Below are 24,330 nucleotides of genomic sequence, written 5' to 3' on the forward strand. Positions count from 1 at the left end.
CAGGCCCCTGTGGCCACCGTACCCGAGGAGGGGTCTCAGTCGAGGTCGATGCGTTCACCTGTTGAACGCTCGTCGGGATCGTCCGGCCCGGACTGCGGGGATGTGGGCGATTTGTCCGTACTGTTGGGGGTCTTCGCAGTGTCCGCTGCGTTTTGGGTCCAGCGCTGCTCGTGCCCGGCGACGGCGGACCGGTAGGCGGCGAGAAGTTCGTTGCCTGCCGCAGCCAGATGGTCGAAGACCTGCGGATTGCGCTCCACGACCGGCTCGACCACTGCCTTCGCCTGCTGAACGAACTGGCTCGCCACCTGCTGGGCGGCCGCCCCCAGCAGCGGCGACTGGAGCGAGGAGACCTTCTCCGCGACCGCGCCCATCAGCCTGCGCAGCTCCTCGGCGGCGGACCCCGCCTGCGGTCCGTACTGCGCGCGACGGCGGGCCCGCTCGGCGGCGAGGTCCTCCTCGCACGCAGCCGCCCAGGCGTCGTCGTCGTAGGAGGCCGAAGCAGCGGACGCACGGGACTCGTCGGGGCGGTCGGTGGCTTCGCTCATGGCGCACTCCTGCGAGGCGGGGCGGGAAACGGCTCGGTACGCCATCGACGTTACCCGAACAGCGGTACGCCGTTCAGGGCCCCGTCACCCCCCGCCGGGCGGTGTTTCAGCGCCCCCGCGGCCACAGCCCCGGGTCCGGGGCGAAGCGCACCCGCAGCACCCCGTCGGCGAGCGCGGCACCGGACACGGTGCACCGGCGCAGCGCGGACGGCAGCGGCAGCAGCCGCCGGAACGGGCCGACGGTGAGCACCAGTTCGTCCCCCCGGCGCAGGAGTCCCAGCTCCCGTTTCGTGGCGCCCGGCAGCGGCAGGTGCCACACCAGCACGCCGTCCTCGGCCAGCCGGTCCTCCACCACGTGCGCGGGGACGGCGACCGCCGGGACCGGAGCGTGCGCGAGGAGCGCCAGGTCCGGTGCGCCCCGCGGCGCGCGTCCCAGGTGCGGCAGCTCGTGCACCTCGAAGGGGTGGGCGTTCTCGTGCACCTCCTTGAGGTGCGTCTGCTGCTGTGCCGAAAGGGCGGCCAGCCAGGGGTCCGGAGAGGCGGTGGGCAGCACCCGGTTGGCGACGACCGCGTCCAGGGGCAGCGCGTGCAGCGCGAGCCCGAGGCGTGCGGTGCGCAGTCCCTCGGCGGCCCCCGGCCCGGGCTCCACGACCAGGCGCACCGACAGGGCGGGGCTCTCCAGCAGGGCCTGGACGGCGGCGAGTTCGGCATCCCAGCGGGCGGTGGCCTCGTACAGCCACTGCGCGGGCATCGGCACCCCGGCGAGCTGCGCCAGCATCGGCCGCAGGGAGCGCGCCGCCTGCCGCTCGGGCGGCAGCAGCCGCCGCAGGTAACGGCGCAGCCGGGCGGGGAGCGCGAGCGCGGCCAGGGCGCTGTGCGTGGGGGGCATGTCGACGACGACCAGGTCGTACGAGGCGGACTCGGCCGCCGCGGCGCGCAGGGCCCGCAGCAGGGCGAAGGGTTCGCTGCCGGGGAGTTCGGTGAGTTCGTCGGCGTCCAGCGGGGAGGCGCCGAGCAGGTCCAGGGCGGTGGCCGCGCGCTCTTGGAGGGCGACCAGTTCCCGGCGGAAGTCGTCGGCGGCGTCGACGCGGGCGACCAGCAGTCCCGGCGCGGCCTCCAGGGGCGCGTGCGGACCGGCGGGTATCGCCCCGGCGTCCAGTCCCAGGGCCGCGCCGAGGGTGTCGTCCCGGTCGGTGCCCAGCAGCAGCACGCGCGCACCGGCGCCGGCGGCCGCGAGGGCGGTCGCGGCGGCGACGGTGGTGCGGCCCGCACCGCCGGCCCCGGTGACCAGGACCAGGCGCACCGCACCGGCCCCCGCCGGACGCACCTCGTCCGCGTCCGCACCCGCACCGGCACCGGCACCGGCACCGGCACCCACCGGTACCTCGCGTACCGCGTCCACGTCCGTGTCTGCGTCCGCGTCCGCGTCGTCCCTGCCCGCCGTGCTCACCCTCGTGCCCCCCGTGTTCCGCGCGTCAGGCCCGGGGGCCGGACTCCACGCGCTTCTTCAGGCCGGCCAGGGCGCGGTCGATGATGACCTTCTCGGCCTTGCGCTTGATCATGCCGAGCATGGGGATCTTGACGTCGACGGTGAGCCGGTAGGTGACCTCGGTGGCGCCGTTCGCGGCGGGCGCGAGGTGATAGGAGCCGTCGAGCGAGCGCAGCATCTGCGACTTGACCAGGGTCCAGCTCACCTCGTTGTCGCCCGTCCAGGTGTAGGCGAGGGTGTGGTCGTCCTTGATGGCGCCGGCGTCGAGCACCAGGCGGACCTTCTCGGCGCGGCCGCGGTCGTCGGTGGCCAGCACCTCGGCCTCCTTCACCTCGCCCGTCCAGTCGGGGTAGCGGCCGAAGTCCGCGATCACGCCCATGACGTCGGCCGGCGCCGCCTCGATGGTGATGCTAGAGCTGGTGTGTTCCGCCATCGCGATGGCTCCTCACGGTCCGGACTGGGGCTGGCTGACTGGTGCGTGCGGTGTGAAGGCTATCGCGGCCCGCTCCTTCACCACTCCAGCACCCAGGGCCGCCCCGTGGACGCGAAGTGCCCGACGTTCACGCACTCGGTGGCCCCGATCCGCATCCGGGCGGACAGCGGCTGGTGCACGTGGCCGAAGAGGGAGTACCGGGGGCGGGTCCTGCGGATGGCGTCCAGCAGGGCGCGGCTGCCGCGCTCGAAACGCCGCGCCACCGTGTCGTACACCAGGTCCGGGACCTCGGGCGGGATGTGCGAGCACAGCACGTCGACCTCGCCGAGCGCCTCGACCTTGGCCGCGTACTCCTCGTCGCTGATCTCGAACGGCGTGTTCATGGGGGTCCGCAGCCCGCCGCCGACGAAGCCGAAGACCAGGCCGCCGAGCTCCACGCGCTCGCCGTCCAGGACGGTGGTGCCGGGACTGACGGTGCCCTCGCCCGCGTACTCCGGCCACAGCGACGGGATGTCGACGTTCCCGTACGTGGCGTAGGTGGGCGCGGGGAAGGCGGCGAAGAGCTCGGCGTACTGCCTGCGCACCGCGGCCAGGGTGGCGGCCTCGCGGTCGATGCCCGCCCACAGGCCCCGGCTGAACTCGCGGGCCTCCTCGAAGCGGCGGGCGGTGCGCAGCTCGACGATGCGGTCGGCGTTCGCGGTGCCGAAGAGGTCGGGGAAGATGCCGCGCGAGTGGTCGGCGTAGTCGAGGAAGAGCACGAGGTCGCCGAGGCAGACCAGGGCGTCCGCGCCGTCGCCCGCCCGGGCCAGGGCCTGGGCGTTCCCGTGCACGTCGCTGACCACATGAACTCGCATGCCGGTCAGCCTAGAACCCGGTCCGGCCGCTGAGTAGGGCCGGTCCCGCCCGGTCGCACGGGCCGGACCTGCGGTTACTTCCGAGTCGCCCGAAGGGTGGACTACTGTGCGCGAAGGACCGGCCGAAGAGTGTGACGCACCGTACATCTGGCCGGGAACCCCTATCGGGAACCGAGTACTGGTGGGTAACGTCCGGGCAGTCCAGTCGTGCTCATCCCCCACTGAGCACCTGCCCGACCTTGGACCGCAGCCGGCGACACGCTGACGTGGCGACCGGTGCCTGATGAGGAGCAGCAGTCTTGCGCGAGTTCAGCCTTCCGGCCCTGTACGAGGTCCCCTCGGACGGCAATCTGACGGATCTCATCCGCCGCAACGCCGCTCAGCACCCCCACACCGCGGTCATGGGCCGCAAGGTCGCGGGAACCCCGGAAGCCCCGGGAACCCCGGGAACTCCAGGAACATGGACGGACGTGACCGCCACCCAGTTCCTGGCCGAGGTGCGGGCCGCCGCGAAGGGTCTGATCGCCGCGGGCGTGCAGCCGGGCGACCGGGTCGGCCTGATGTCGCGCACCCGTTACGAGTGGGTGCAGTTGGACTTCGCGATCTGGAGCGCGGGCGCGGTCACCGTGCCGGTCTACGAGACCAGCTCCGCCGAGCAGGTGCAGTGGATCCTGGGCGACTCCGGGGCCGTCGCCGTGCTGGTGGAGGGCGAGGCGCACGCGGCGGCCGTGGAGTCCGTGCGCGAGCGGCTGCCCGCCCTCAAGCAGGTCTGGCAGATCGAGGCGGGGGCGGGCGCCGCGGGCGCGATCGAGCAGTTGACCGCGCTCGGCTCGGACGTTCCGGACGAGACGGTCGACGAGCGCAGCGCCGTCGCGGGCGCCGACGACCCGGCCACCATCGTCTACACCTCGGGCACCACCGGCCGCCCCAAGGGCTGTGTGCTGACCCACCGCAGCTTCTTCGCGGAGTGCGGCAACGTGGTGGAGCGCCTCAAGCCGCTGTTCCGCACGGGCGAGTGCTCGGTGCTGCTGTTCCTGCCCGCCGCGCACGTCTTCGGCCGGCTGGTGGAGGTCGCGTCGGTGATGGCGCCGATCAAGCTCGGCTGCGTACCGGACATCAAGAACCTCACCGACGAGCTCGCGGCCTTCCGGCCGACGCTGATCCTCGGGGTGCCGCGGGTCTTCGAGAAGGTCTACAACTCGGCGCGCGCCAAGGCGCAGGCCGACGGCAAGGGCAAGATCTTCGACAGGGCCGCCGACACCGCGATCGCGTACAGCCGGGCGCTCGGCACCCCCCAGGGTCCCTCGCTCGGCCTGCGGCTCAAGCACAAGGTCTTCGACAAGCTGGTCTACGGCAAGCTGCGCGCGGTGCTCGGCGGGCGGTGCGAGTTCGCGATCTCCGGCGGCGCCCCGCTCGGTGAGCGCCTGGGCCACTTCTTCAGCGGCATCGGGTTCAAGGTCCTGGAGGGCTACGGGCTCACCGAGTCCTGCGCGGCGACGGCGTTCAACCCGTACGACCGGCCGAAGATCGGCACCGTCGGCCAGCCGCTGCCGGGCTCGGTGGTACGGATCGCCGACGACGGCGAGGTGCTGCTGCACGGCGAGCACGTCTTCCAGGGGTACTGGAACAACCCCGCCGCGACCGCCGAGGCGCTGACCGACGGCTGGTTCCACACCGGTGACATCGGCACCCTCGACGAGGACGGCTACCTCGCGATCACCGGCCGCAAGAAGGAGATCATCGTGACGGCCGGCGGCAAGAACGTCGCCCCCGCCGTCATCGAGGACCGCATCCGGGCGCACGCGCTGATCGCGGAGTGCATGGTGGTCGGCGACGGCCGCCCGTTCGTGGGCGCGCTGGTCACCATCGACGAGGAGTTCCTCGGCCGGTGGGCCGTCGAGCACGGCAAGCCCGCGGACTCCACCGCCGTCTCGCTGCGCGACGACGCGGACCTGCTGGCCACCGTGCAGCGCGCGGTGGACGACGGGAACGCGGCGGTCTCCAAGGCGGAGTCGGTGCGCAAGTTCCGCATCCTGCCGGCCCAGTTCACCGAGGAGGCGGGCCACATCACGCCGTCGCTGAAGCTGAAGCGCAACGTGGTGGCGAAGGACTTCGCGGACGAGATCGAGGCGATCTACGGCGCGTAGGCGAGCGCGTGACGCGAGGGGCGGCCTCCCGGAGGCCGCCCCTCGCGTCGTTCCCGTGCTACAGCAGCGTCTTCAGCTTCTCCGCGAGCAGGTCCCAGCGCCACTTCTCCTCGACCCACGCGCGTCCCCGCTCCCCCATCCGCCGCCGCAGGTCCGCGTCCTGGAGCAGGGTCACGACGCGCTCGGCGGCCTCGGCGGGCTCGCCGCCGCGCACCACCCACCCGGTCTCCCCGTCCAGTACGGCGTCGGGCGCGCCGCCCGAGTCGCCCGCCACCACCGGCAGCCCGGTCGCGGAGGCCTCCAGGTAGACGATGCCGAGCCCCTCGACGTCGAGGCCGCCCCGGCGGGTGCGGCACGGCATGGCGAAGACGTCACCGGCCCCGTAGTGCGCGGGCAGCTCCGCCCAGGGCACCGCGCCGGTGAACCGCACGGAGTCCGCGACCCCGGTCCGCCGCGCCAGCTCGCGCAGGTCCTTCTCGTACGGTCCCCCGCCGACCACCAGCAGGACGGCGTCCGGCACCGAGCGCAGCACCCGGGGCATCGCCTCGATGAGGGTGTCCTGCCCCTTGCGCGGCACCAGCCGGGACACGCACACCACCACCGGACGCCCGCTGAGCCCGAGTCCGGCGCGCACCGCGTCGCCGCCCGAGCCCGGGTGGAAGGTCTTCTCGTCCACGCCCGGCGGGAGCTGCACCATCCGCGCGGCGGCCTCGGGGGTGAGCGCGGCGGCGATCCGGGAGCGCGTGTACTCGCCCAGGTAGGTGATCGTGTCGGTGCCCTCGCCGATGCGCCGCAGGAGCTGCCGGGCGGCGGGGAGCTGCGCCCAGCCCGCCTCGTGCCCGTGCGTGGTGGCGACGAGCCGGCGGGCGCCCGCCGCGCGCAGGGCGGGCGCCATCAGGGCGAGCGGGGCCGCCGCCCCGAACCACACGGAGGTGCAGCCGTGCTCGCGCAGCAGCCCGGCGGCGCGCCGGGCGACCCGGGGCGTGGGGAGCAGCATCGTGGTGCGGTCGCGCACCACGGGGAAGGGCTGTTCGGCGTCGAAGGCGGCGGTGGCCTCCTCGCCCTCGCGTCCGCGCTTCCAGGTGGAGGCGTAGACGACGACCCGCTCGGGGTCCAGGCGCAGCGCCATGTTGTGCAGGAACGCCTGGATGCCGCCGGGGCGGGGCGGGAAGTCGTTGGTCACGATCAAGGTCTTGTCCATCGTGACCGACAGTACCGGGCGGCTCCGCGTCATCGCCCGGGGACGTGCGCGCCCTGCATCATGAGCCTGTAGACACCCCTGCGGACGGGACGACCCCGCAGACGCCCGCCACCGGACAAGGATGGTCATGCCAGCGAGCGGCACCGGAACCCCCAGCTCTCCCGCCCTGCCCGTAGCGCCCCTCGCGGTGTGGGCCGTGACCCGCGTCCTGCTGCTGCTGTGCGTGTTCAAGGTGCTGGTCTTCCCGGGCCCCGACGTGACGAGCGACATCTCGGTCATCTACCAGGGCTGGTACGAGGTCCTGCGCGGCGGCACCTTCCCGCTGGACGACATCACCTGGCAGTACCCGCCGGCCGCCGCCCTCGCGGTGCTCTCCCCCGGTCTGCTGCCGTTCCTGGACTACGCCCCGGCCTTCTTCGTGCTGGCCCTCGTCGCCGACGCCGTGGTGACGGGGCTGCTGCTGTACGCGGGCCGCCGCCCCGGCAAGCGGACGGCGGGCGCGTGGGTGTGGATCGCGGGACTCGCGCTGCTCGGCCCCACCTCGTACGCCCGTTACGACGTGATGGTGACCGGCGTCGCGGTGGCGGCGCTCCTCGCGGGGGCCCGCAGGCCGCGTCTGGCGGGAGCGCTGGCCGCCGTGGGGGCGCTGCTGAAGGTCTGGCCCGCGCTGCTGCTCGCGGGCACGGCACGCGGCCGTACGACACGGGCGGCGTGGTCGGCGTTCGCGGCCACGGCGCTGGCACTGGTGCTGCTGTTCACCGCGTCGATGCCGGGGGCGCTGGCGTTCCTGACCTTCCAGCGCGACCGGGGCACCGAGGTGGAGTCGCTGGGGGCGCTGGTCTTCCACGTGGCGCGGCACTTCGGCTGGGAGGGCGAAGTGCTGCTGAACTACGGCTCGGTGGAGTTCCTGGGCCCGTACGTCTCCGTGGTGAGCACCGCCGCGATGGTGCTCACGGTGCTCGCCTTCGGGTGGCTGCTGGTGTGGCGGCTGAAGGCGCGGCTGTTCACCGCGTCGACGGCGTGCGACGCGGCATTCGTGGCGGTGCTGCTGTTCACCACGACGAGCCGGGTGATCAGCCCGCAGTACATGCTGTGGCTGGTCGGACTCGCGGCGGCCTGCCTGGTGTTCCGGGGCAGCCGGATGGACCGGCCCGCCCGTCTGGTGCTGGTGGCGACCTTCGTGACGTGTCTGGAGTTCCCCGTCTGGTTCTCGCACGTGGTCGACAGCGACCCGCTGGGGCTGACGCTGCTGTTCGTACGCAACGGACTGCTGGTCGCCGCGACGGTGCTGGCGTGCCGCACGCTGTGGCGGCACACGGTGACCGGGGCCGCGCACGCGCCGCGCCCGCTCCCGACGCAGCGCCACGTGCCCGCCGCGACGGCGCCGGAGTCCGCGCCGCACCAGCCGCAGGCGAGCCCGGCCGGGAAGTAGCCGCCGCCGTGGCCGGACGTCGCGCGGGCGGCCGGGGTCAGGCGAGCGCGTCGCGCACGTAGGCGCGCCAGCGGGCGGTGAACTCCTCGGGCGTGGTGTCCAGGTGGCGCCGCAGCGCCGCCGTCACCGCGCCCTCCCGCCGCGGATGTGCGCCGACGCTCTCGTAGAGGGCCAGGAGCGTCGCCTCGTCCGTGCGCTCCACGATCATCCGGCAGGCCAGCCAGCCGCCCTCGTACGCCCCCGCCAGCCGGTCCGCGTCCCCCGCGAAGCGGAAGTCGCCGTCGGCCGGGAGGGCGTCGGGCAGGCCCTCGCGCCGTACGGTGCGCCGGAGTTCGGGGGCGATCTGGGCCGGGGTGCGGTCGCTGTCGCGGTAGGCCACCCAGTCCGCGAAGCCCTCCGACAGCCACATCGGGGTGGCGGCCGTGGTGGCGGTGCGGGTGGCCACGTGCGTCGTCTCGTGGGTGAGGACGACCTGTCTGCCGACGGCCCCCAGCACCTCGTACGCCTCGGGGTTGACGATGACGCGGTCGGCCGAGGTCCGCCGTCCGCCCTCGCTCGCCCCGGTCGTGACGGCGGCGATCCCCCGGTACCCGGCGGCCGGCTCCCCGAGCAGGGCCCCCATCGCGCTCAGCGAGGAAGGCACCAGGAGCACCGTCCTGAGGTCGCTCTCCCGGGTCCAGGCCCGGGCGACGGCGTCGACCGCGGCGTCGGCGGTCTCCGCGATCCGGCGCAGGCGTTCGGCCCCGTGCCCGGTGCCGAGGACGACGCAGCGCCGCCCGCGGGCGACGGCCACCGGGCCCTGCTGCCAGAGTTCCCGCGTGCCGCCGTGCGCGGGCCGGTCTCCGGTGACGTGCCACTGGCCGCCCCGGCGCCTGAGGTCGACGCGGCGGGCGGAGACGGCGGGCGTCGCGTCGTACCCCGCGACGCGGTGGCGCAGTTCCACGCGGGCGGTGACGGTGCCGTCGCCGGTGCGGTCGAGACCGGTGAGCCGGTAGTGCCACTCCGTCAGCGGCACCCCGGCGAGGTGGTCGAACTCCTCGCCCTGGGCGGAGCGCAGGCCGGGCGCCTCGGGCGCCAGGACGGCGAGGAAGGCGGCCCGGTCGCGGGCCAGCAGGGCGGCGGCCCGCCGGTCGAGGAGCCGGCGCACGTCGCGGGCCGCGGTGTCGGCGGGGGCGGCGGGCAGGGCGCAGGAGGCCGCCAGCAGCCCGCCCAGGGCGAGCACCGCCCGCCGCCCGTGCCGTGTGCCGCTCCCGTGCGCCGCCATGTCGGGGAATCGTACGCGGAGGAGCCGGGCCCCCGGGAGGGGAACCGGTCAGACCCGGGTCACCGAGGAGACGGGCATCATGCCGACGGGGTCGTAGCGGACCGGGGCCCCGGGATAGGGGGCGTGCACGACCTGGCCGTTGCCCATGTACATCCCGATGTGGCTGGCGTCGTCGCGGTAGGCCACCAGGTCGCCGGGCTGCGCCTGGGCCAGGGAGACCTGGCGGCCCGCGTACCGCTGGGCCTGCGAGGTGCGCGGCAGGGAGACGCCGGCCTGCCCGTAGCTCCACTGCATCAGGCCCGAACAGTCGAACCCGGTGGGGCCGTTGGCGCCCCAGACGTACGGCTTGCCGACGGCGTTCCGGGCGGCGAGCACGGCGGCCGCGGCCCGCGCGGAGGCGGGCATCGCTCCGGACATCTCGGGCAGCTCCGCGCGCCCGCTGCGGTTGGCCCGGTCGAACTCGGCGCGCTCGGGGGCGGGCAGTGCGTTCAGGGTGCGGCGGGCCTCGGCCAGCTTGCGCTCGACGGCGCGCTTGTGGCGCGTGACGACGGTGCGGCTGCGTTCCAGTTCGGCCAGCTTGCGGGAGGCCTCGGCGCGCTCCTGGCCCAGCTTGCGCTGCGCCTCGGTGAGTTCGTGCAGCTTGCCCGCGTTGAGGGCGCTGATCCGGTCCAGGGCGGCCGCCTTGTCGAGGTAGCCGTCCGGGTTCTCCGACAGCAGCAGCGACACCGTGGGGTCGAGCCCGCCCGACCGGTACTGGGCGCCGGCGAGCTGGCCGATGACGCCGCGCATGCGGTTGACGCGCTCCTGGCCGCGGGCGGTGCGGTCGCGGGCCTGCGCGACCTCCTTGCGCAGGGCGGTGGCGCGTTCGTTGGCCCGGTTGTACTGCTCGGTCGCCTTCTCGGCCTGTTCGAAGAGCCGGTCGACGGTGGCCTGGGCGGCCGTGGGCGTGCCCGCCGGGTCGGCGCCGGCGGGGGTGGCCCCGAGGGCCGCCGCCGCGGTGGCCGCGGCGGCGGACAGGACGGTGACCCGGGTGCTCTGCGTGAGCCCGGACTGCGAGGGACGACGGTGTGACGCCACGGGAAGCCGCACTCCTTCCACTGCTGGGAGGCAGCACCCCGCCGCCCGGGGCGGGCGGACTGCTCGACGGGAGCTGCGCGAGCAGACAGTAGCGGGACGCTCACGGGCGGCCAACGACCCCGTGCGGCGCGAAAGCGCCCGAACAGCACGGCGCCCCGCCTGATGACCAGGTCATCGGCGGGGCGGGCGGTCAGCACGGGGAGCCGCAATTCGCCCGAACGGGCGGGTTGTTCGGCGGCGCCCGCCGGGTAGTGCGGGCGTGTCCCGGAGCGGGGCGCCGGGCGGACTCAGCCGCCGACGCGCACTCCGTACATGAAGGAACCGAGGTAGCGCATGTCCTCGACGCGCACGTTGGTGCCGGGCTTGGGCGCGTGCAGCGACATGCCGTTGCCGGCGTAGAAGCCGACGTGCGCGAGGTTGCTGAAGAAGACCAGGTCGCCGGGGCGCAGGTCGGCCTTGTTGTAGATCTTCGGGCCGTCGTTGACCTGGGTGAAGGTGCTGCTGCCCACGGTGCGGTTGACCTGCTTGAACGCCCAGTAGACGAGCCCGGAGCAGTCGAAGGCGTTCGGGCCCTTGTTGCCCCAGTCGTACGGAGCGCCGATCTTCGTCCGGGCGGCGGCCATGGCCTGCGCGCCGATTCCGGAACCGGCCGCGACCTCGCCGAGCTGGGAGCGGTCGGTGGCGTCCCGGCTGGCGCGGTCCTCCTGCTGGGCCATGGCGGCGACCTCGGCCTTGGTGAGGGTGTTGAGCAGCTTCTGCGCGTCGGCGAGCTTGCCCTGGATGAAGCTGCGCTTCTCGCCGAGCTCCTTGCGGACGGAGGCGAGGTCGGCGAGCTTGCCGGACGCCTCCTCGCGCTCCTGGGTGAGGGTGCGCTGCTTGCCCTGGATCTTGCGGAGCGACTCGGCCTGCTTGGCGGTGAGCTGGTTCATCGCCGCGGCGCGGTCCAGGAACTGGTCCGGCTCGGAGGACAGGAAGAGCTGGAGCGAGGGGTCCACGGCGCCGGTGCGGTACTGCGCGGTCGCCATCGAACCGAGGCCCTTGCGCAGGTCGTTCAGCTCGGCCTGGCCGCGGGCCACCTTCTCCTGCAGGTTCTTGACCTGCTTCTCCAGCGTGCCCTGCTTCTCCTTGGCGGCGTTGAACCGCTCGGTCGCGGCCTCCGCCTCCTCGTGCAGGTTGTCCACCTTCGCCTTGACTTCCTTCTTGTCAGGCTTGGGCGCGGCGTTGGCCGACTGGGAGGTGAGCGCGACGGCCGCGGTGGCCGCGAGGGAGAGCACGGTCACACGGGTGCGGCTCGGCTGCTTGGGACGACGGTGGGACGCCACGAAGGCGAGCTCCTTCTTCCTCAGCCGCCGACCAGCGAGGTTGGCGGGCCCTTCGCTGATACTCCGGATGAGTGATCAACCGCGCGAAGGTTCGAGCCCAGACCTTAGTGACCTTCTTGTGATCAGTTCAAATCCTCATAGGAAAAATCTCGCCCACGCAACGCATAATTTTCTTGCGTCACACACTGCGTCATGAGCAGTTGACGCAACGCCAGCCCCACAAGCCATCAATACGGGCATACGCCACGCAAGTTGGGCAACTCCGCCGGACCGCCCGCAACGGTGCCGAGTGCCCCGGTACCGGGCTCAGGCCCGCGAGAGCCGCTTGAGGAGCATCGCGGAAGCCACCGGCCGCGCACCGGACTTGGCGACCCCGTCGGCCACCTCGCGGTCGGTGGAGACCACCACGACCGGACGCCCGTCCGGCTCCGCCCGCACCAGCTGCCGGATCAGCTCGTCGGCGGTCACCCCCGCCTTGCTGAACAGCACCCGCACCCCGCGCGGCGGCGCCAGCAGCACCGGGGCCGCCAGCTCCGCGCCGTCGAACACGCAGGTCACCTCGGCGCCGGTGGCCGCCGCCAGCATGGACAGGCCGCCCAGCAGCCGCAGCCGCTGCTTCTCCAGCGGCATCGTCGGATACCCGGTCTTGGTGACGTTGTAGCCGTCGACCACCAGATGCGCCTGCGGCAGCGCCAGCAGTTGGTCCAGGACCGCCGGGTCGGTGTCCGACAGGGCGCGCGCGGCGATGTCCTTGGGCGACATCCGCCCCGGTTCCACCGCGTCCACGGTGTCCGCGGGCCGCCCCGCCGACGGCGGCAGCGCCAGCTCCCTGCGCAGTCCCTGCGCCGCCTCCAGGACCGTGTCCAGCAGCAGCCGCAGCCGCATGTCCTCGACGCTGCGCCCCTCCCGTACGGCCCGGCGCCCCGCCTCGACGGACGCCTCCGCCTCGCCGAGCCTGCCCCGCAGCCGCCGGGTCTCCGCCTCGGCGGCGGCCACCTGGGCGGCCGCCTCGGCCCTGACCGCGTCGATCCCGGCCTGCGTCTTGCGCAGGGCGGCCTCGCCCCGCTTGACGTCGCTGAGTGCGCCGCGCAGCTTGCGCTGGGCGGACTCGGCCTCCTTGCGGGCCGCTTCCAGTTCGGCGCGCAGCCGTTCCGTCTCGGTCCTCGTCCGCTCCCGGGCCTCGGCCAGCTCCGCGCGCGCCTGCTCCAGTTCGCGCTGGGCGGCCTCGTCGGCGCGCTCGGCGTCCGCGCGCTGGGCCTCCTCGCCCGCGGCGGCCACCAGCTTCACCCAGCCCGCCGGGCGCAGCACGTAGGCGGCCGCCGCCACGTCCACCGGGTCGGCGGCGGCGGGCGGCGACCCGGCCTCCAGCGCACCCGTCAGCTCGGGCTGCGCCTCGCGCAGCCGCTCACCGATGCGCTGGCGGAAGACCGGGTCGCTCTCCAGCGCCGCCGCCATCGCGTTGCCCGCGAACTTGGCGCGCCTGCTGGGGGTGAACCGGGCGTACTGCCGCAACGGCGCGGGCAGTTCCGCCACCGTGAGGCCGCCGAACGCGTCCGACACCAGCGTCACGACGCGCCGCCGCACCCCTTCGGGCAACGGGCGGTCGAGCACCTCTGCGACGCCGTCGGCCGAACCGGCCGGGTCCGCGCCGCTCGCAGGCTCCACCATCGCCGTCACCCCACTGCCTTCCCACCCTCACGGGCACGCTCCGCCGGGGCCGCCCACGAGAACCCGCTAGGAGTTCCGGGGGGCGGCGTCCGGCCTGTCCACCAATTCGATCTGGTCCACCGCGTTGCACCAGCGGCACCGCACGGACTCGATGGTCTCACTGACCACCTCGCGTTCCTCGACCTTCGACTCCCCGGCCAGGTCGAGGTGCACGTACTCGACCACCTTGGACGAGCGGGTCACGTCGAAACGCGTGAGGTTTCCGCACAGGGTGCAGCGCCACCGGGTTCCGGCGGTGGGCAGGGGAACCGTCGTCGTCATGCGTACCGTCCTCTTCCTTCGCACACGTCACGCGTGTGTCTACGTCGTTGCCGCGGTGCGCCGTCGAACTGCGGATGCCCTGCACGCAACCCTACGGCCTCACCGCTACCCCGCGCGGAGGGCGGCCGACCCTTGAGACCCGGCTGAGATCCGGCTGGGACCCGGCCGCGAGCGGCCGCGCCGGCCCCGGCGAGCCGGGCCCCCGGGGGGCCGCCCGGTGCGTCATGCTCGACACCGTGATCCCCATGAGCGACGTCACGGCCCGGCGGCGGGCCCGGTGGCGGGAGATCAGCCGGGGGCCGGTCGTGACGTACACCGTGATCGGTGTCTGCTGCGTGGTCTTCCTGCTCGGCCCCGCCTCCGGCTTCCGTCCCGCGTACGGCACCGGCGAGGCGCTCCTCGGTGCGCAGAGCGCCTACTTCGAACGCTGGGGCGTCATCCCCGCGGAGCTGGTCACCGGCGCGGGCCACGCCCTACTGACCCCGTTCACCGCGCTGTTCGTGCACGGCAACTGGCTGCACCTGCTGGGCAACATGCTCTTCCTGTACGTCTTCGGGGCGATGACCGAGGAACGCATGGGCCGCCTCGCCTACGCCCTCTTCTACCTGGTCTGCGGCTACCTCGCCCTGGTCGGGTACGCGCTGGTGCACGCCGGGTCCGACGAGACGCTGGTCGGCGCCTCGGGGGCGATCTCGGCGGTGCTGGGCGCGTTCCTGCGGCTGTTCCCGCACGCCCGCGTCACCAGCCTCTTCCCCTTCCTGCTCTTCCTGCCGCTGCGCTTCCCGGCGTGGATCGTGCTGGTCTTCTGGTTCGTGCTCCAGTGGCTGGCCGCCCAGGGCCTGGGCGAGGGCTCGGGAGTGGCGTACCTGGCGCACGTGGTGGGCTTCAGCGGGGGCTTCCTGTACGCGTGGGCGCGTCATCGGCGTACGACTACAGTGGCGGGCGCAGCAGCGTCACCGGCCACCGAGGGAGAAAGCCAGCCGTGATCACCGCGATCGTGCTCATCAAGACCAGCGTGGACCGCATCCCCGAGATCGCCGAGTCGATCGCCGCCCTGGACAGCGTCAGCGAGGTCTTCTCCGTCACCGGTACGTACGACCTGATCGCCATGGTGCGCGTCGGGCGGCACGACGACCTGGCGGACATCATCCCCGGCTCCATCAGCAAGATCCCGGGAGTGGAGGGCACGGACACGCACGTCGCGTTCCGCACGTACTCGCAGCACGACCTGGAGGCCGCGTTCGCGATCGGTCTCGACGGCTGAGACCGTCCGACGGCCGCCGCCGTCGCGACGCCCCCCGGGCATCGCGACGGCGGCGGCGCGGACCGCTCGACGGGTCCCTCAGACCGCGGGGACGCACCGCCCGCCCTCGGTGCGGTAGTTCCACTGCGCGCCGTTGGCGACGAGCTCCCTGACCGCGCCCACGAAGCGCTCCACGTGCTCGTCGGGCGTGCCCGCGCCGAAGCTGACCCGGATGGCGTTCAGGGACCGCTCGCCCGGCTCGGCCTCGGGCGCGCCGCACTCGCCGACCTCTTCCGGGTCGCTGCCCAGCAGCGTGCGGACCAGCGGGTGGGCGCAGAACAGTCCGTCCCGCACGCCGATCCCGTACTCCGCCGAGAGCGCGGCGGCGAAGTGCGAGCTGTTCCAGCCCTCCACGACGAAGGAGATGACCCCCACGCGCGGGGCGTCGTCGCCGAACAGCGAGAGCACCTTGACGGCCGGCACCTCCGCGAGCCCCTCCCGCACCGTGCGCACCAGCGCCTGCTCGCGCCGCACCAGCGAGTCGAACCCGGCCTCGGTGAGCGCCTTGCAGGCGGCGGCGATGGAGTACACGCCGATGACGTTGGGCGAGCCGGCCTCGTGGCGGGCGGCCGTGGTGTGCCACTCGACGTCCACCCCGCCGTCCGCACGCCGCGCGACCTTCTTCGACGCGCCGCCGCCCGCGAGGTACGGCTCGGCCTCCTGGAGCCAGTCGGCCCGCCCGGCCAGCACGCCCGACCCGAAGGGCGCGTACAGCTTGTGCCCGGAGAAGGCGACCCAGTCGACGTCCAACTCCCGTACGGAGACCGGGTGGTGGGGGGCGAGCTGCGCCGCGTCCAGCACGATCCGCGCGCCGTGGGCGTGCGCCGCGGCGGCCAGCTCGGCGACCGGCCAGATCTCTCCGGTGACGTTGGAGGCGCCCGTCACGCACACCAGCGCCGGCCCGTACGGGTCGCGGTCGGCGAGCGCCCGCTCCAGCGTCTCGACGGCCTGGGCGGGGGTGCGCGGGGCGTTGAGGTAGGTGACCTCGGCGTCCCGCCACGGCAGCAGCGAGGCGTGGTGCTCGGTCTCGAAGACGAACACCTGGCAGTCGGCGGGCAGTACGGCCGCCAGGAGGTTCAGCGAGTCGGTGGTGGAGCGGGTGAAGACGACCTGGTCGCCCTCCCGGCAGTCCAGGAACTCGTGGACCGTCACCCGGCTGTTCTCGAAGAGGTCGGTGGAGAGCTGCGAGAGGTACCCGGCGCCCCGGTGCACGCTGCCGTAGTACGGGGCGTACGCGGCGACGTCGTCCCAGACCCGCTGGAGCGCCGGGGCGCTGGCCGCGTAGTCGAGGGCCGCGTACGTCACCTCGCCCCCGGTGACCAGCGGCACGGCGACGTCCCGGCCCAGCACGGGCAGCGGCGCACAGCAGGGCTCCGCGCACCCGGCGGCGCAGACGGCGGCGGAGGAGGAGGTGGCGGTGGCGGTGGCGGTGGCGACGGGCGATGCGGACATGGCGAAACTCCTGGCAGGACAAGGCGGAATGGCTTCAGCGGAACCCGCACGGCATCCGACGAGGGCACAACCGCCCTGTCCCGTACGGGAGTTGCCTCGACGCTCCGGATACAGGTGTGCCCGGGGCGGAGGTGAAGGTGAAACGGGGCCGAGCGGCCCTATCGCATTCGCTTGCTCACGAGACTGCTCCCTTGAGGACCAGGACCCCAGGGGCGCGCCACTCCGGAAAGGAGTGCGCAGGGGTCCGCGCTTGCCGTAGACCTCGCTGCCTACGACCTGGTCTTCACCCGGGGCACCCCGCCACGGACGGAGGGTTGCCGGACAGCGGGCCGGGGCCGTAGTCGCTGTCACTCATGACCTGGTGAGCATCCTGCCACAGCCACGACCACACGCAAGAGCGCAGTCCGGTTCCTGAGACGTCCGCACTGCGCTCTGCGTCACACCGCGCGCCGGTTTCAGGCGTTGCTGGCCCGCACCCAGCGCTCCAGCGCCGCCTGCGCGCTCCCGGAGTCCAGGGACTCGCGCGCCTTCTCCAGGCCCGCGGCGATCTCCTCCTCCAGCGATCCGCCGCCCGGGTTCAGGGCGACCAGCGCGGCCGCCGTGTTGAGCAGCACCGCGTCCCGCACCGGCCCCTCCTCCCCGGCGAGGAGCCTGCGCGCGACCTCCGCGTTGTACGAGGCGTCCGCCCCGCGCAGGGCCTCCACCGGGACGATCTCCAGGCCGACCGCGCGGGGGTCGAAGGCCTCCTCGCGCACGCCGCCGTCCCGTACCACCCAGACCCGGGAGGTCGCGGTGGTGGTCAGCTCGTCCAGGCCGTCGTCGCCGCGGAAGACGAGGGCGGAGTTGCCGCGCTCGGCCAGGACGCCCGCGACGATCGGGGCCATCCGCGCGTCGGCGACGCCGACGGCCTGGGCGCGCACCTGGGCCGGGTTGGTGAGCGGGCCCAGGATGTTGAACGTGGTCTGCGCGCCCAGCTCCTTGCGGGCCTTGGCCGCGTACCGCAGCGCCGGGTGGAACTTCACAGCGAAGCAGAAGGTGATGCCCGCCTCGCCGGCGACCTCCGCGACCCGGCGCGGCGTCAGGTCCAGGTTGACGCCCAGCTTCTCCAGGACGTCGGAGGAGCCGCTGGCCGACGAGGAGGCCCGGTTGCCGTGCTTGACGACCTTGGCGCCGGTGCCCGCGACGACGATCGCGGACATGGTGGAGATGTTCACCGTCTTGGCCATGTCGCCGCCGGTGCCGACGATGTCGACGCTGGGGCCCGGCACCTCGATGGTGTTGGCGTGCGCGTACATCGCCCGTACCAGGCCGGAGACCTCCTGCACGGTCTCGCCCTTGGCGCGCAGGGCGACGGAGAAGCCCGCGATCTGCGCGTCGGTGGCCTCGCCGGACATGATGCGGTCCATCGCCCAGGCGGTGTCGTCCGCCCCGAGGTCCTGGCCGCGCAGCAGAGCGGTGAGGATGCCCGGCCAGCCGCGGGCCGCCACGCTGTCGCCGCCGACTGGGGTCACAACGTCCATGGTCCGCTCCAGGGTCCACGCGCCCGGCGAAGGGCTTGCCGATAAGGGATGGGGTCACCCTATCCAGCCCGGGAACACGCGAAGAGCCCCGTCCGGGGTCCGGACGGGGCTCTCGCTGTGGCGAACAGTTCCGGCTCAGCTCACTGGGCCGGGGCGGGGATCAGTGGTGGCCGTGGCCGCTGGTGATCTCCTTGTACTCCTCGGCGGTGGGCTTGGCGATCTGGGCGCCCTCGCCGTACATGCCCTTGCTCAGCTTGACGCGCAGCTTCTCGGCGGGGCCGACCTTGCGCGTGACGCCGTTCTCGTCCTCGGCGGGACCGATCGCGGCCGGCGCGTACTGCTCGTGCGCCGTGAGCGTGTGCAGCTTGTCCGCGGGCAGCGGCTCGTGCACCTCGACGAACTCACCGTGCGGGAGGCGCTTGATGATGCCGGACTCGCGTCCGTGCAGCACCTTCTCGGCGTCCCTGCGCTGGAGGCCCAGGCAGATCCGCTTGGTGATGATGAACGCCAGGACCGGGCCGACGAAGAAGCCGATGCGCACGAACCAGGTGATCGAGTTGATCGACAGGTGGAAGTGCGTGGCCCACAGGTCGTTTCCACCGCCGATGAGGCCGATGAAGTAGACCGTGACCCAGGCGACGCCGAACGCGGTGCGGGTCGGGTGGTTGCGCGGACGCTGCGCGATGTGGTGCTCGCGCTTGTCCCCGGTGACCCAGGACTCCAGGAACGGCCACACCGCGATGACGGCGAGGATCAGACCGAAGAGCACCAGCGGGATGAACACGCCCAGGACCAGCGTGTGGCCCCAGAGGTTGATCTCCCAGCCCGGCATGACACGCACCAGGCCCTCGGCGAAGCCCATGTACCAGTCCGGCTGGGCGCCCGTGGACACCTGGTCGGGCCGGTAGGGGCCGAGCGCCCACACCGGGTTGATGGTGAACGCCGCCGCGATGACCGCGATGATGCCGAAGACCAGGAAGAAGAAGCCTCCGGCCTTGGCCATGTATACCGGCAGCAGCGGCATGCCGACGACGTTGTTGTTCGTGCGTCCCGGACCCGCGAACTGGGTGTGCTTGTGGTAGAAGACCAGGATCAGGTGAGCCACCATCAGGCCGAGCATGATGCCCGGCAGCAGCAGGATGTGGATCGAGTAGAACCTGGCGACCATGTCGTGGCCGGGGAACTCCCCGCCGAACAGGAACATCGAGATGTACGTGCCGACGACCGGCACGGACAGGATCGCGCCCTGCGTGAAGCGGACACCGGTGCCCGACAGCAGGTCGTCCGGGAGCGAGTAACCGGTGAAACCGGTGAACATGCCGAGGACGAACAGCAGGAAGCCGAACAGCCAGTTGACCTCGCGCGGCTTGCGGAAGGCGCCCGTGAAGAAGACGCGCATCATGTGCACGAACATCGCCGCGAGGAAGATCAGCGCCGCCCAGTGGTGGATCTGCCGGATCAGCAGACCGCCGCGCACGTCGAAGCTGATGTCCAGCGTCGACGCGTAGGCCTCCGTCATGCGGATGCCGTGCATCGGCGCGTACGAGCCGTGGTACACGATCTCGTTCATCGACGGGTGGAAGAACAGCGTCAGGTACACACCCGTGAGGATGATGATGATGAAGCTGTACATGCAGATCTCGCCGAGCATGAAGGACCAGTGGTCCGGGAAGATCTTGCGCATGTTGGCCTTGGCGAGGGAGTAGATCCCCAGCCGGCCGTCCGCCCAGTCCGCGACCCGCTCACCGGCGGGCGCCTTCTGCTGCGGCTTGGATTCGGTAGTCGTCGCAGTACTCATCCGCGCTCCCAGAATGCAGGACCGACGGGCTCAGCGAAGTCGCCCATGGCTTCGAGGTAACCCTGGGCGTTCACCGTGATGTGCAGCTGCGGCAGCGGGTGACCGGCCGGGCCGAAGATGACGCGGGCGCCGTCGGACAGGTCGAAGGTGGACTGGTGGCACGGGCACAGCACGTGGTGCGTCTGCTGCTCGTACAGGCTGATCGGGCAACCCACGTGGGTGCAGATCTTGGAGTACGCGACGATGCCGTCGACCGCCCACTCGCGCTGCTGCTTGTCCTTGATCTCGTCCGGCTGGATCCGGACGATCATCAGGGCGTCCTTGGCGATCTTCGAGTTGAACTCGTGGTCGTCCTCCTTCAGGCCTTCCGGCACGGCGAAGGTGAGCGAGCCCACCACGACGTCCTCGGCCCGCAGGGGCTCCATCGTGTTCTGGTTGATCAGCCGCTTGCCCTTGGCCCAGGACGTCGTGCGCAGCTTCTTCTCCGGCAGCGGACCGAGGTCGCGCAGCAGCACGACGCCGGACAGCGGCACCAGGGCCAGCGCGCCGAACATCGTGGTGCGGATCAGCTTGCGACGGCCGATCACGGACTCCTCGGCGCCGGCCTTGAAGTCCGCCATGACCTTCGCCCGGACCTCGGGCGAGGCCGAGATCGGGTGGCGCTCGTCGGCGACCTCCACGTCGGACATCAGGGTGCGGGCCCAGTGGACCGCGCCCGCGCCGATGCAGAAGAGGGCGATGCCGAGCGTCAGTCCCAGCGAGAGGTTGAGCGCGCTCACGTGGCCGAGCGGCCACACGTACACGATCTTCTCGATCGGGAAGGCCACGAACGAGGCGATGAAGCCGATCGTCGCGAGCATCGACAGCGTGAACAGGAAGGCGACGACGCGCTCGGACCGCTTGGCGGCCCGCTCGTCGAGGTCCTGGATGCGCGGCTTGTGCGGCGGCAGGCCCGGGTCCGCGAACGGATCGTCCTTCGTCGCTACTTCGCCGTGCGCGTTGCCCTGCTCAGCAGGCAGGGCCTCTTCTGGATTCTCTTGGCTACTCATGACTTCTTGGCCTTAGCGGTGTGGGCCGCGACCCAGACGGCGACTGCGATGAGCGCACCCAGACCGAAGATCCAGGCGAACAGACCCTCACTGACCGGGCCGAGATTGCCCAGTCCGAAGCCGCCGGGGCTCGGGGTCTCTTCGCCGTTCACGGCCTTGACGTACGCGATGATGTCCTTCTTCTCCTTCTCCGGCATGGTGCTGTCCGGGAAGGAGGGCATGTTCTGCGGGCCGGTCTGCATGGCCTCGTAGATGTGCTTCGGCGAGACGCCCTCCAGGGACGGAGCGAACTTGCCGTGGGTCAGGGCGCCACCCTCACCGGTGAAGTTGTGGCACTGCGCGCAGTTCGTGCGGAACAGTTCGCCACCCTTGCCGATGTCGGCGCCTTCAGGGTTGGTCTGGCTTTCGGTCGGCGTGATCGGGCCGGCGCCGAGAGAGGCCACGTACGCGGCGAGCTGGTCGATCTGCGCCTGCGTGTAGATGACCTTCTTCTTCGGCACCTGGGCGCCGGGCTGCTGCGCCGGCATGCGGCCGGTGCCGACCTGGAAGTCCACTGCGGCGGAGCCCACGCCCACGAGGGACGGGCCGTCAGTGGTGCCCTGACCGCCGGTACCGTGGCAGCTTGCGCAGCCGACGGCGTAGAGCTTCTTGCCCTCCTCGATGGCGAGGGACTGGGCGGTCTCGTCGGCCTGCGCCTTGCCCGCAGGCGCAAACGCGGCGTACAGCCCCCCAGTGGCCGCCAGCGCGAAGAGTAGGACGACGACCGCCGCCAGCGGATGGCGTCGTCGTGCGGAGAGCTTTTTCACGGATTACCCCGGTGTCAGGATCTTCTGCGTCGATGCGGGAAGTGTGTGCGGGCCTTGGCCCCTGGTTACTTGATCATGTAGATCGTGGCGAACAGGCCGATCCAGACGACATCGACGAAGTGCCAGTAGTAGGACACGACGATGGCGGCTGTCGCCTGCTCGTGGGTGAACCTCTTGGCCGCGTACGTCCGGCCGAGGACCAGCAGGAAGGCGATGAGGCCGCCTGTCACGTGCAGTCCGTGGAAGCCGGTCGTCAGGTAGAACACCGAGCCGTACGGGTCCGACGAGAGCGACAGGCCCTCGTGCTTGACCAGCTCGGTGTACTCGTACACCTGGCCGCCAATGAAGATCGCACCCATCACGAACGTGATGATGAACCAGGTCCTGAGCTTCTTCACATCGCCCCGCTCCGCGGCGAAGACGCCGAGCTGGCAGGTGAGGGAGGAGAGCACCAGGATCGAGGTATTGGTCAGCGAGAACGGGAAGTTCAAGGCCGAGGCCTTTTCCGCCCAGAACTCGGGACCGGTCACCGATCGAAGGGTGAAGTACATCGCGAAGAGGGCCGCGAAGAACATCAGCTCGGAACTCAACCAGATGATGGTTCCGACGCTGGTGAGGTTCGGTCGATTGACCGACGGGTGCGCGTGCCCGGTATCTACTGTCGTTGCTGTCGCCACGACCGACATTATGTCGGTCGCTTATCCCGCCCTCACCCCGGGGGGTGCCGTTCGGAGTGTCAAGAGGGTGTGTCCTGCCCGAACGGCCCATCGAAGAGCGGTCCGAAGCGGTGTGGACGGGGGGTGCGACGGAGTAGCATCCGCGCATCGGAACCGGCCCCAGCAGCCGCCTGTAGAGCCCCGAAAAGCCCGAGATCACCGCGTAACCGGACGTCACGGAGGAACAATGCAGCAGCCGACCGCCACGGTGCTGGTCTACAGCGACGACGCCAACACCCGCCAACAGGTGCGGCTCGCGGCCGGTCGCAGGCCGGCCGCCGACGTACCGCCGGTCGAGTTCCTGGAGTGCGCCACGCTGCCCGCCGTCCTCGCGGCGCTGGACGCCGGCGGCGTCGACGTGTGCGTGCTCGACGGCGAGACCGCCCCGGCGGGCGGCATGGGCGTCTGCCGGCAGATCAAGGACGAGATCTTCGACTGCCCTCCCGTGCTGCTCCTCATGGGCCGCCCGCAGGACGCCTGGCTGGCCACCTGGAGCCGTGCGGAGGCCGCGGTGACGCTGCCCGTCGAGCCGGTGGAGTTCGCCGCCTCGCTGGCTGCCCTGCTGCGTTCTCGGCGCGCCGGGTCCGCGGCGGTGTCCGCACGGGCCTGACAGCGATCCGCACGGACACCGCCGCACGCCGCTCCCCCACACCCCCGGGCCCTCAGACCCGGGGGCGCAGGCGCGGGGCCCGGACGCGGTCGCGCTGCTGCTCGGTGACGTCGAACAGCGCGCTGCCCTTGCGCCACTTCTCCCAGGGGACGTTCCAGTCACCGAAGCCGTTGCCGAACGGGTCCATGGCGCCGCCCCAACTGCCGACGACCTTGACGATGTCGCCCTCGCGGACGTTCTCGTAGAACCACGCGGCGTTGCCGGTGGACATGCCGGTGCAGCCGTGGCTGACGTTCGCGTACCCCTGGGAGTCGACGGACCAGGGCGCCGCGTGCAGGTACTCGCCGCTCCAGGTGACCCGGGTCGCGTAGTACACCGGCAGGTCGTACGAGTCGTTGGTGCCGCGGGGGATCCCGATGCTGGTGCCGCGCATCCGTACGAAGTACTCCTTGCCCAGTACGACCTTGACGCCGTTGCGGGTGGCGTAGCCGGGCTTTCCGGTGGTCACCGGAATGGTGTTGATCACTTCGTCGTTGCGCTTGACCGTCATGTAGTGCGACGAGGCGTCGGTGACGGCCTCGACCTTGTCGCCGATGGTGAGCTTCAGGGGCGCCGTGGCGGCCCCGTAGAGGTCCTTGGCGACCTTGATGCCCTCCAGGCTGCTGCGCGCCCGCACCGTGGCTCCCGCGGGCCAGTAGGTGCGCGGGCGGTAGTGCAGGAGGTCGTCCTCCACCCAGTACCAGGAGCCCTCGACGGCGGGCTCGGATTCGACCTTCAGGGCGCGCTCCACCACCGCGCGGGCGCGCGGGTCCTTGACCGGGGCGCTGAGCTCCGCGGTGACGGGCTGTCCGACGCCGTACGTGCCCGCGTCCGGCCCGAACTGCACCTTCAGCGCCTTCTTGCCCGCGGCCGTCCGGAACCCGAGCCTGCGCACGCCGGGCGCGCCCTCCTGGTCCTCGGTGCTGACCCTGACGGTGTACTGCGCGCCCGCGGCCAGCGGGGAGGTGGAGTGCCAGCGGGAGCCGTCGGCGGAGAGTTCGCCGGCCACCCGGCGGCCCTGGGCGTCCGCGGCAACCACGTCGGTGATCCGGCCCTCCTGGCCGGTCGCGGTCACCTCCAGGGGCTTCGCCGGGTCGGCGTCCCTGCCTTCGGGGAGCCCGTTGAAGGAGATCTGCCGCGCCGCGTCGTACGGGGCCGAGGCGAGCGGGCTGCCCTCGGAGGTGTCGCAGGCGGCCAGCCCCGCTCCGAGGGAGGCGATCAGCAGGGTGCAGCTCAGGACCGTCCGGGCGCGGGGTGCGTGGCTCATAAACACACGATATGAAG

The 24,330-nt window shown here is 72.2% G+C and carries 22 protein-coding genes and 1 riboswitch; of the genes, 5 read left to right on the top strand and 17 right to left on the bottom strand.

Translation table 11 applies throughout. The features are described from left to right. Positions 1-35: 35 nt before the first annotated feature. From ACZ56L_RS18420 to ACZ56L_RS18435, 4 genes are all read right to left on the bottom strand, one after another. A complete protein-coding gene (locus ACZ56L_RS18420) occupies positions 36-545 on the bottom strand; it encodes a DUF5304 domain-containing protein (RefSeq protein ID WP_345223697.1) in 510 nt (169 codons plus the stop codon). A 106-nt stretch (positions 546-651) separates the two neighbouring features. Next, the gene (locus ACZ56L_RS18425) at positions 652-1,848 is read right to left on the bottom strand and encodes an ArsA family ATPase (RefSeq protein WP_468684321.1); all 1,197 of its coding nucleotides are present in this window, start codon (positions 1,846-1,848) and stop codon (positions 652-654) included. Between the two features lie 172 nt (positions 1,849-2,020). Then, entirely contained in the window at positions 2,021-2,467 is a 447-nt protein-coding gene (locus ACZ56L_RS18430; protein WP_345223696.1) for an SRPBCC family protein, read from the bottom strand. Positions 2,468-2,544: 77 nt separating this feature from the next. Then, complete coding sequence (locus ACZ56L_RS18435; RefSeq protein ID WP_468683817.1) at positions 2,545-3,321, bottom strand: metallophosphoesterase family protein; 777 nt, start codon at positions 3,319-3,321, stop codon at positions 2,545-2,547. Positions 3,322-3,620: 299 nt separating this feature from the next. On the opposite strand from ACZ56L_RS18435, the gene ACZ56L_RS18440 reads away from it, so the two are divergent. Further along, positions 3,621-5,468, top strand: a complete 1,848-nt coding sequence (locus ACZ56L_RS18440) for an AMP-dependent synthetase/ligase (RefSeq protein ID WP_468683814.1) — start codon at positions 3,621-3,623, stop codon at positions 5,466-5,468. 58 nt (positions 5,469-5,526) lie between these two features. On the opposite strand, the gene ACZ56L_RS18445 is transcribed toward ACZ56L_RS18440, so the two are convergent. After that, positions 5,527-6,669 (bottom strand): glycosyltransferase family 4 protein, encoded by a 1,143-nt coding sequence (locus ACZ56L_RS18445; RefSeq protein ID WP_471065008.1) that lies wholly within the window; start codon positions 6,667-6,669, stop codon positions 5,527-5,529. Positions 6,670-6,796: 127 nt separating this feature from the next. On the opposite strand from ACZ56L_RS18445, the gene ACZ56L_RS18450 reads away from it, so the two are divergent. After that, entirely contained in the window at positions 6,797-8,101 is a 1,305-nt protein-coding gene (locus tag ACZ56L_RS18450; protein ID WP_345223688.1) for a glycosyltransferase 87 family protein, read from the top strand. A gap of 37 nt (positions 8,102-8,138) precedes the next feature. Here ACZ56L_RS18450 and ACZ56L_RS18455 read toward each other — a convergent pair whose 3' ends face one another. The 5 genes from ACZ56L_RS18455 to ACZ56L_RS18475 form a co-directional block, all read right to left on the bottom strand. Continuing rightward, a complete protein-coding gene (locus ACZ56L_RS18455) occupies positions 8,139-9,365 on the bottom strand; it encodes a hypothetical protein (RefSeq protein ID WP_468683808.1) in 1,227 nt (408 codons plus the stop codon). Positions 9,366-9,413: 48 nt separating this feature from the next. Then, the gene (locus ACZ56L_RS18460) at positions 9,414-10,442 is read right to left on the bottom strand and encodes a C40 family peptidase (protein ID WP_345223684.1); all 1,029 of its coding nucleotides are present in this window, start codon (positions 10,440-10,442) and stop codon (positions 9,414-9,416) included. Between the two features lie 287 nt (positions 10,443-10,729). Next, positions 10,730-11,764, bottom strand: coding sequence for a C40 family peptidase (locus ACZ56L_RS18465; protein ID WP_468683804.1), 1,035 nt, complete (start codon positions 11,762-11,764; stop codon positions 10,730-10,732). A gap of 306 nt (positions 11,765-12,070) precedes the next feature. Continuing rightward, positions 12,071-13,432: an NYN domain-containing protein gene (locus ACZ56L_RS18470; protein ID WP_468683802.1), complete on the bottom strand. Its 1,362-nt coding sequence runs from the start codon at positions 13,430-13,432 to the stop codon at positions 12,071-12,073. Between the two features lie 66 nt (positions 13,433-13,498). Further along, entirely contained in the window at positions 13,499-13,753 is a 255-nt protein-coding gene (locus ACZ56L_RS18475) for a hypothetical protein (protein WP_345223677.1), read from the bottom strand. Between the two features lie 245 nt (positions 13,754-13,998). Here ACZ56L_RS18475 and ACZ56L_RS18480 point away from each other — a divergent pair, with 245 nt between their 5' ends. Beyond that, positions 13,999-14,739, top strand: a complete 741-nt coding sequence (locus ACZ56L_RS18480) for a rhomboid family intramembrane serine protease (protein ID WP_345223675.1) — start codon at positions 13,999-14,001, stop codon at positions 14,737-14,739. Beyond that, complete coding sequence (locus ACZ56L_RS18485) at positions 14,736-15,017, top strand: Lrp/AsnC family transcriptional regulator (RefSeq protein ID WP_189821770.1); 282 nt, start codon at positions 14,736-14,738, stop codon at positions 15,015-15,017. Before ACZ56L_RS18480 ends, ACZ56L_RS18485 begins: the two co-directional genes overlap by 4 nt. Positions 15,018-15,095: 78 nt before the next feature. Here ACZ56L_RS18485 and ACZ56L_RS18490 read toward each other — a convergent pair whose 3' ends face one another. From ACZ56L_RS18490 to ctaE, 6 genes are all read right to left on the bottom strand, one after another. Continuing rightward, entirely contained in the window at positions 15,096-16,508 is a 1,413-nt protein-coding gene (locus tag ACZ56L_RS18490) for an aminotransferase class V-fold PLP-dependent enzyme (protein ID WP_468683797.1), read from the bottom strand. 241 nt (positions 16,509-16,749) lie between these two features. Next, a riboswitch (SAM riboswitch) is annotated at positions 16,750-16,867 on the bottom strand. Between the two features lie 96 nt (positions 16,868-16,963). Further along, the gene (gene trpD / locus ACZ56L_RS18495) at positions 16,964-18,028 is read right to left on the bottom strand and encodes an anthranilate phosphoribosyltransferase (RefSeq protein WP_345223670.1); all 1,065 of its coding nucleotides are present in this window, start codon (positions 18,026-18,028) and stop codon (positions 16,964-16,966) included. A gap of 160 nt (positions 18,029-18,188) precedes the next feature. Then, complete coding sequence (qcrB, locus tag ACZ56L_RS18500) at positions 18,189-19,826, bottom strand: cytochrome bc1 complex cytochrome b subunit (protein ID WP_345223668.1); 1,638 nt, start codon at positions 19,824-19,826, stop codon at positions 18,189-18,191. Then, positions 19,823-20,875, bottom strand: a complete 1,053-nt coding sequence (gene qcrA / locus ACZ56L_RS18505) for a cytochrome bc1 complex Rieske iron-sulfur subunit (protein WP_345223666.1) — start codon at positions 20,873-20,875, stop codon at positions 19,823-19,825. The genes qcrB and qcrA overlap by 4 nt, the downstream gene beginning before the upstream one ends. After that, positions 20,872-21,681 (bottom strand): cytochrome bc1 complex diheme cytochrome c subunit, encoded by an 810-nt coding sequence (gene qcrC / locus ACZ56L_RS18510; RefSeq protein WP_345223664.1) that lies wholly within the window; start codon positions 21,679-21,681, stop codon positions 20,872-20,874. The genes qcrA and qcrC overlap by 4 nt, the downstream gene beginning before the upstream one ends. Positions 21,682-21,746: 65 nt before the next feature. Then, positions 21,747-22,367 (bottom strand): aa3-type cytochrome oxidase subunit III, encoded by a 621-nt coding sequence (gene ctaE / locus ACZ56L_RS18515; protein ID WP_189821776.1) that lies wholly within the window; start codon positions 22,365-22,367, stop codon positions 21,747-21,749. 217 nt (positions 22,368-22,584) lie between these two features. On the opposite strand from ctaE, the gene ACZ56L_RS18520 reads away from it, so the two are divergent. Then, positions 22,585-23,007, top strand: coding sequence for a DNA-binding transcriptional response regulator (locus tag ACZ56L_RS18520; protein WP_345223660.1), 423 nt, complete (start codon positions 22,585-22,587; stop codon positions 23,005-23,007). Between the two features lie 52 nt (positions 23,008-23,059). Here ACZ56L_RS18520 and ACZ56L_RS18525 read toward each other — a convergent pair whose 3' ends face one another. Continuing rightward, the gene (locus tag ACZ56L_RS18525) at positions 23,060-24,313 is read right to left on the bottom strand and encodes a L,D-transpeptidase (RefSeq protein WP_345223658.1); all 1,254 of its coding nucleotides are present in this window, start codon (positions 24,311-24,313) and stop codon (positions 23,060-23,062) included. Between the last annotated feature and the right edge of the window lie 17 nt (positions 24,314-24,330).

It is taken from the genome of Streptomyces sp. NPDC039736 (assembly GCF_055596485.1).

What these genes read in the sequence shown, in the direction of transcription:
- ACZ56L_RS18420 (WP_345223697.1), bottom strand. Translation starts at nt 545, where the DNA reads ATGAGCGAAGCCACCGACCGCCCCGACGAGTCCCGTGCGTCCGCTGCT.
- ACZ56L_RS18430 (WP_345223696.1), bottom strand. Translation starts at nt 2,467, where the DNA reads ATGGCGGAACACACCAGCTCTAGCATCACCATCGAGGCGGCGCCGGCC.
- ACZ56L_RS18435 (WP_468683817.1), bottom strand. Translation starts at nt 3,321, where the DNA reads ATGCGAGTTCATGTGGTCAGCGACGTGCACGGGAACGCCCAGGCCCTG.
- ACZ56L_RS18445 (WP_471065008.1), bottom strand. Translation starts at nt 6,669, where the DNA reads ATGGACAAGACCTTGATCGTGACCAACGACTTCCCGCCCCGCCCCGGC.
- ACZ56L_RS18450 (WP_345223688.1), top strand. Translation starts at nt 6,797, where the DNA reads ATGCCAGCGAGCGGCACCGGAACCCCCAGCTCTCCCGCCCTGCCCGTA.
- ACZ56L_RS18455 (WP_468683808.1), bottom strand. Translation starts at nt 9,365, where the DNA reads ATGGCGGCGCACGGGAGCGGCACACGGCACGGGCGGCGGGCGGTGCTC.
- ACZ56L_RS18470 (WP_468683802.1), bottom strand. Translation starts at nt 13,432, where the DNA reads ATGGTGGAGCCTGCGAGCGGCGCGGACCCGGCCGGTTCGGCCGACGGC.
- ACZ56L_RS18475 (WP_345223677.1), bottom strand. Translation starts at nt 13,753, where the DNA reads ATGACGACGACGGTTCCCCTGCCCACCGCCGGAACCCGGTGGCGCTGC.
- ACZ56L_RS18480 (WP_345223675.1), top strand. Translation starts at nt 13,999, where the DNA reads ATGAGCGACGTCACGGCCCGGCGGCGGGCCCGGTGGCGGGAGATCAGC.
- ACZ56L_RS18490 (WP_468683797.1), bottom strand. Translation starts at nt 16,508, where the DNA reads ATGTCCGCATCGCCCGTCGCCACCGCCACCGCCACCGCCACCTCCTCC.
- trpD (WP_345223670.1), bottom strand. Translation starts at nt 18,028, where the DNA reads ATGGACGTTGTGACCCCAGTCGGCGGCGACAGCGTGGCGGCCCGCGGC.
- qcrB (WP_345223668.1), bottom strand. Translation starts at nt 19,826, where the DNA reads ATGAGTACTGCGACGACTACCGAATCCAAGCCGCAGCAGAAGGCGCCC.
- qcrA (WP_345223666.1), bottom strand. Translation starts at nt 20,875, where the DNA reads ATGAGTAGCCAAGAGAATCCAGAAGAGGCCCTGCCTGCTGAGCAGGGC.
- ctaE (WP_189821776.1), bottom strand. Translation starts at nt 22,367, where the DNA reads ATGTCGGTCGTGGCGACAGCAACGACAGTAGATACCGGGCACGCGCAC.
- ACZ56L_RS18520 (WP_345223660.1), top strand. Translation starts at nt 22,585, where the DNA reads ATGCAGCAGCCGACCGCCACGGTGCTGGTCTACAGCGACGACGCCAAC.
- ACZ56L_RS18525 (WP_345223658.1), bottom strand. Translation starts at nt 24,313, where the DNA reads ATGAGCCACGCACCCCGCGCCCGGACGGTCCTGAGCTGCACCCTGCTG.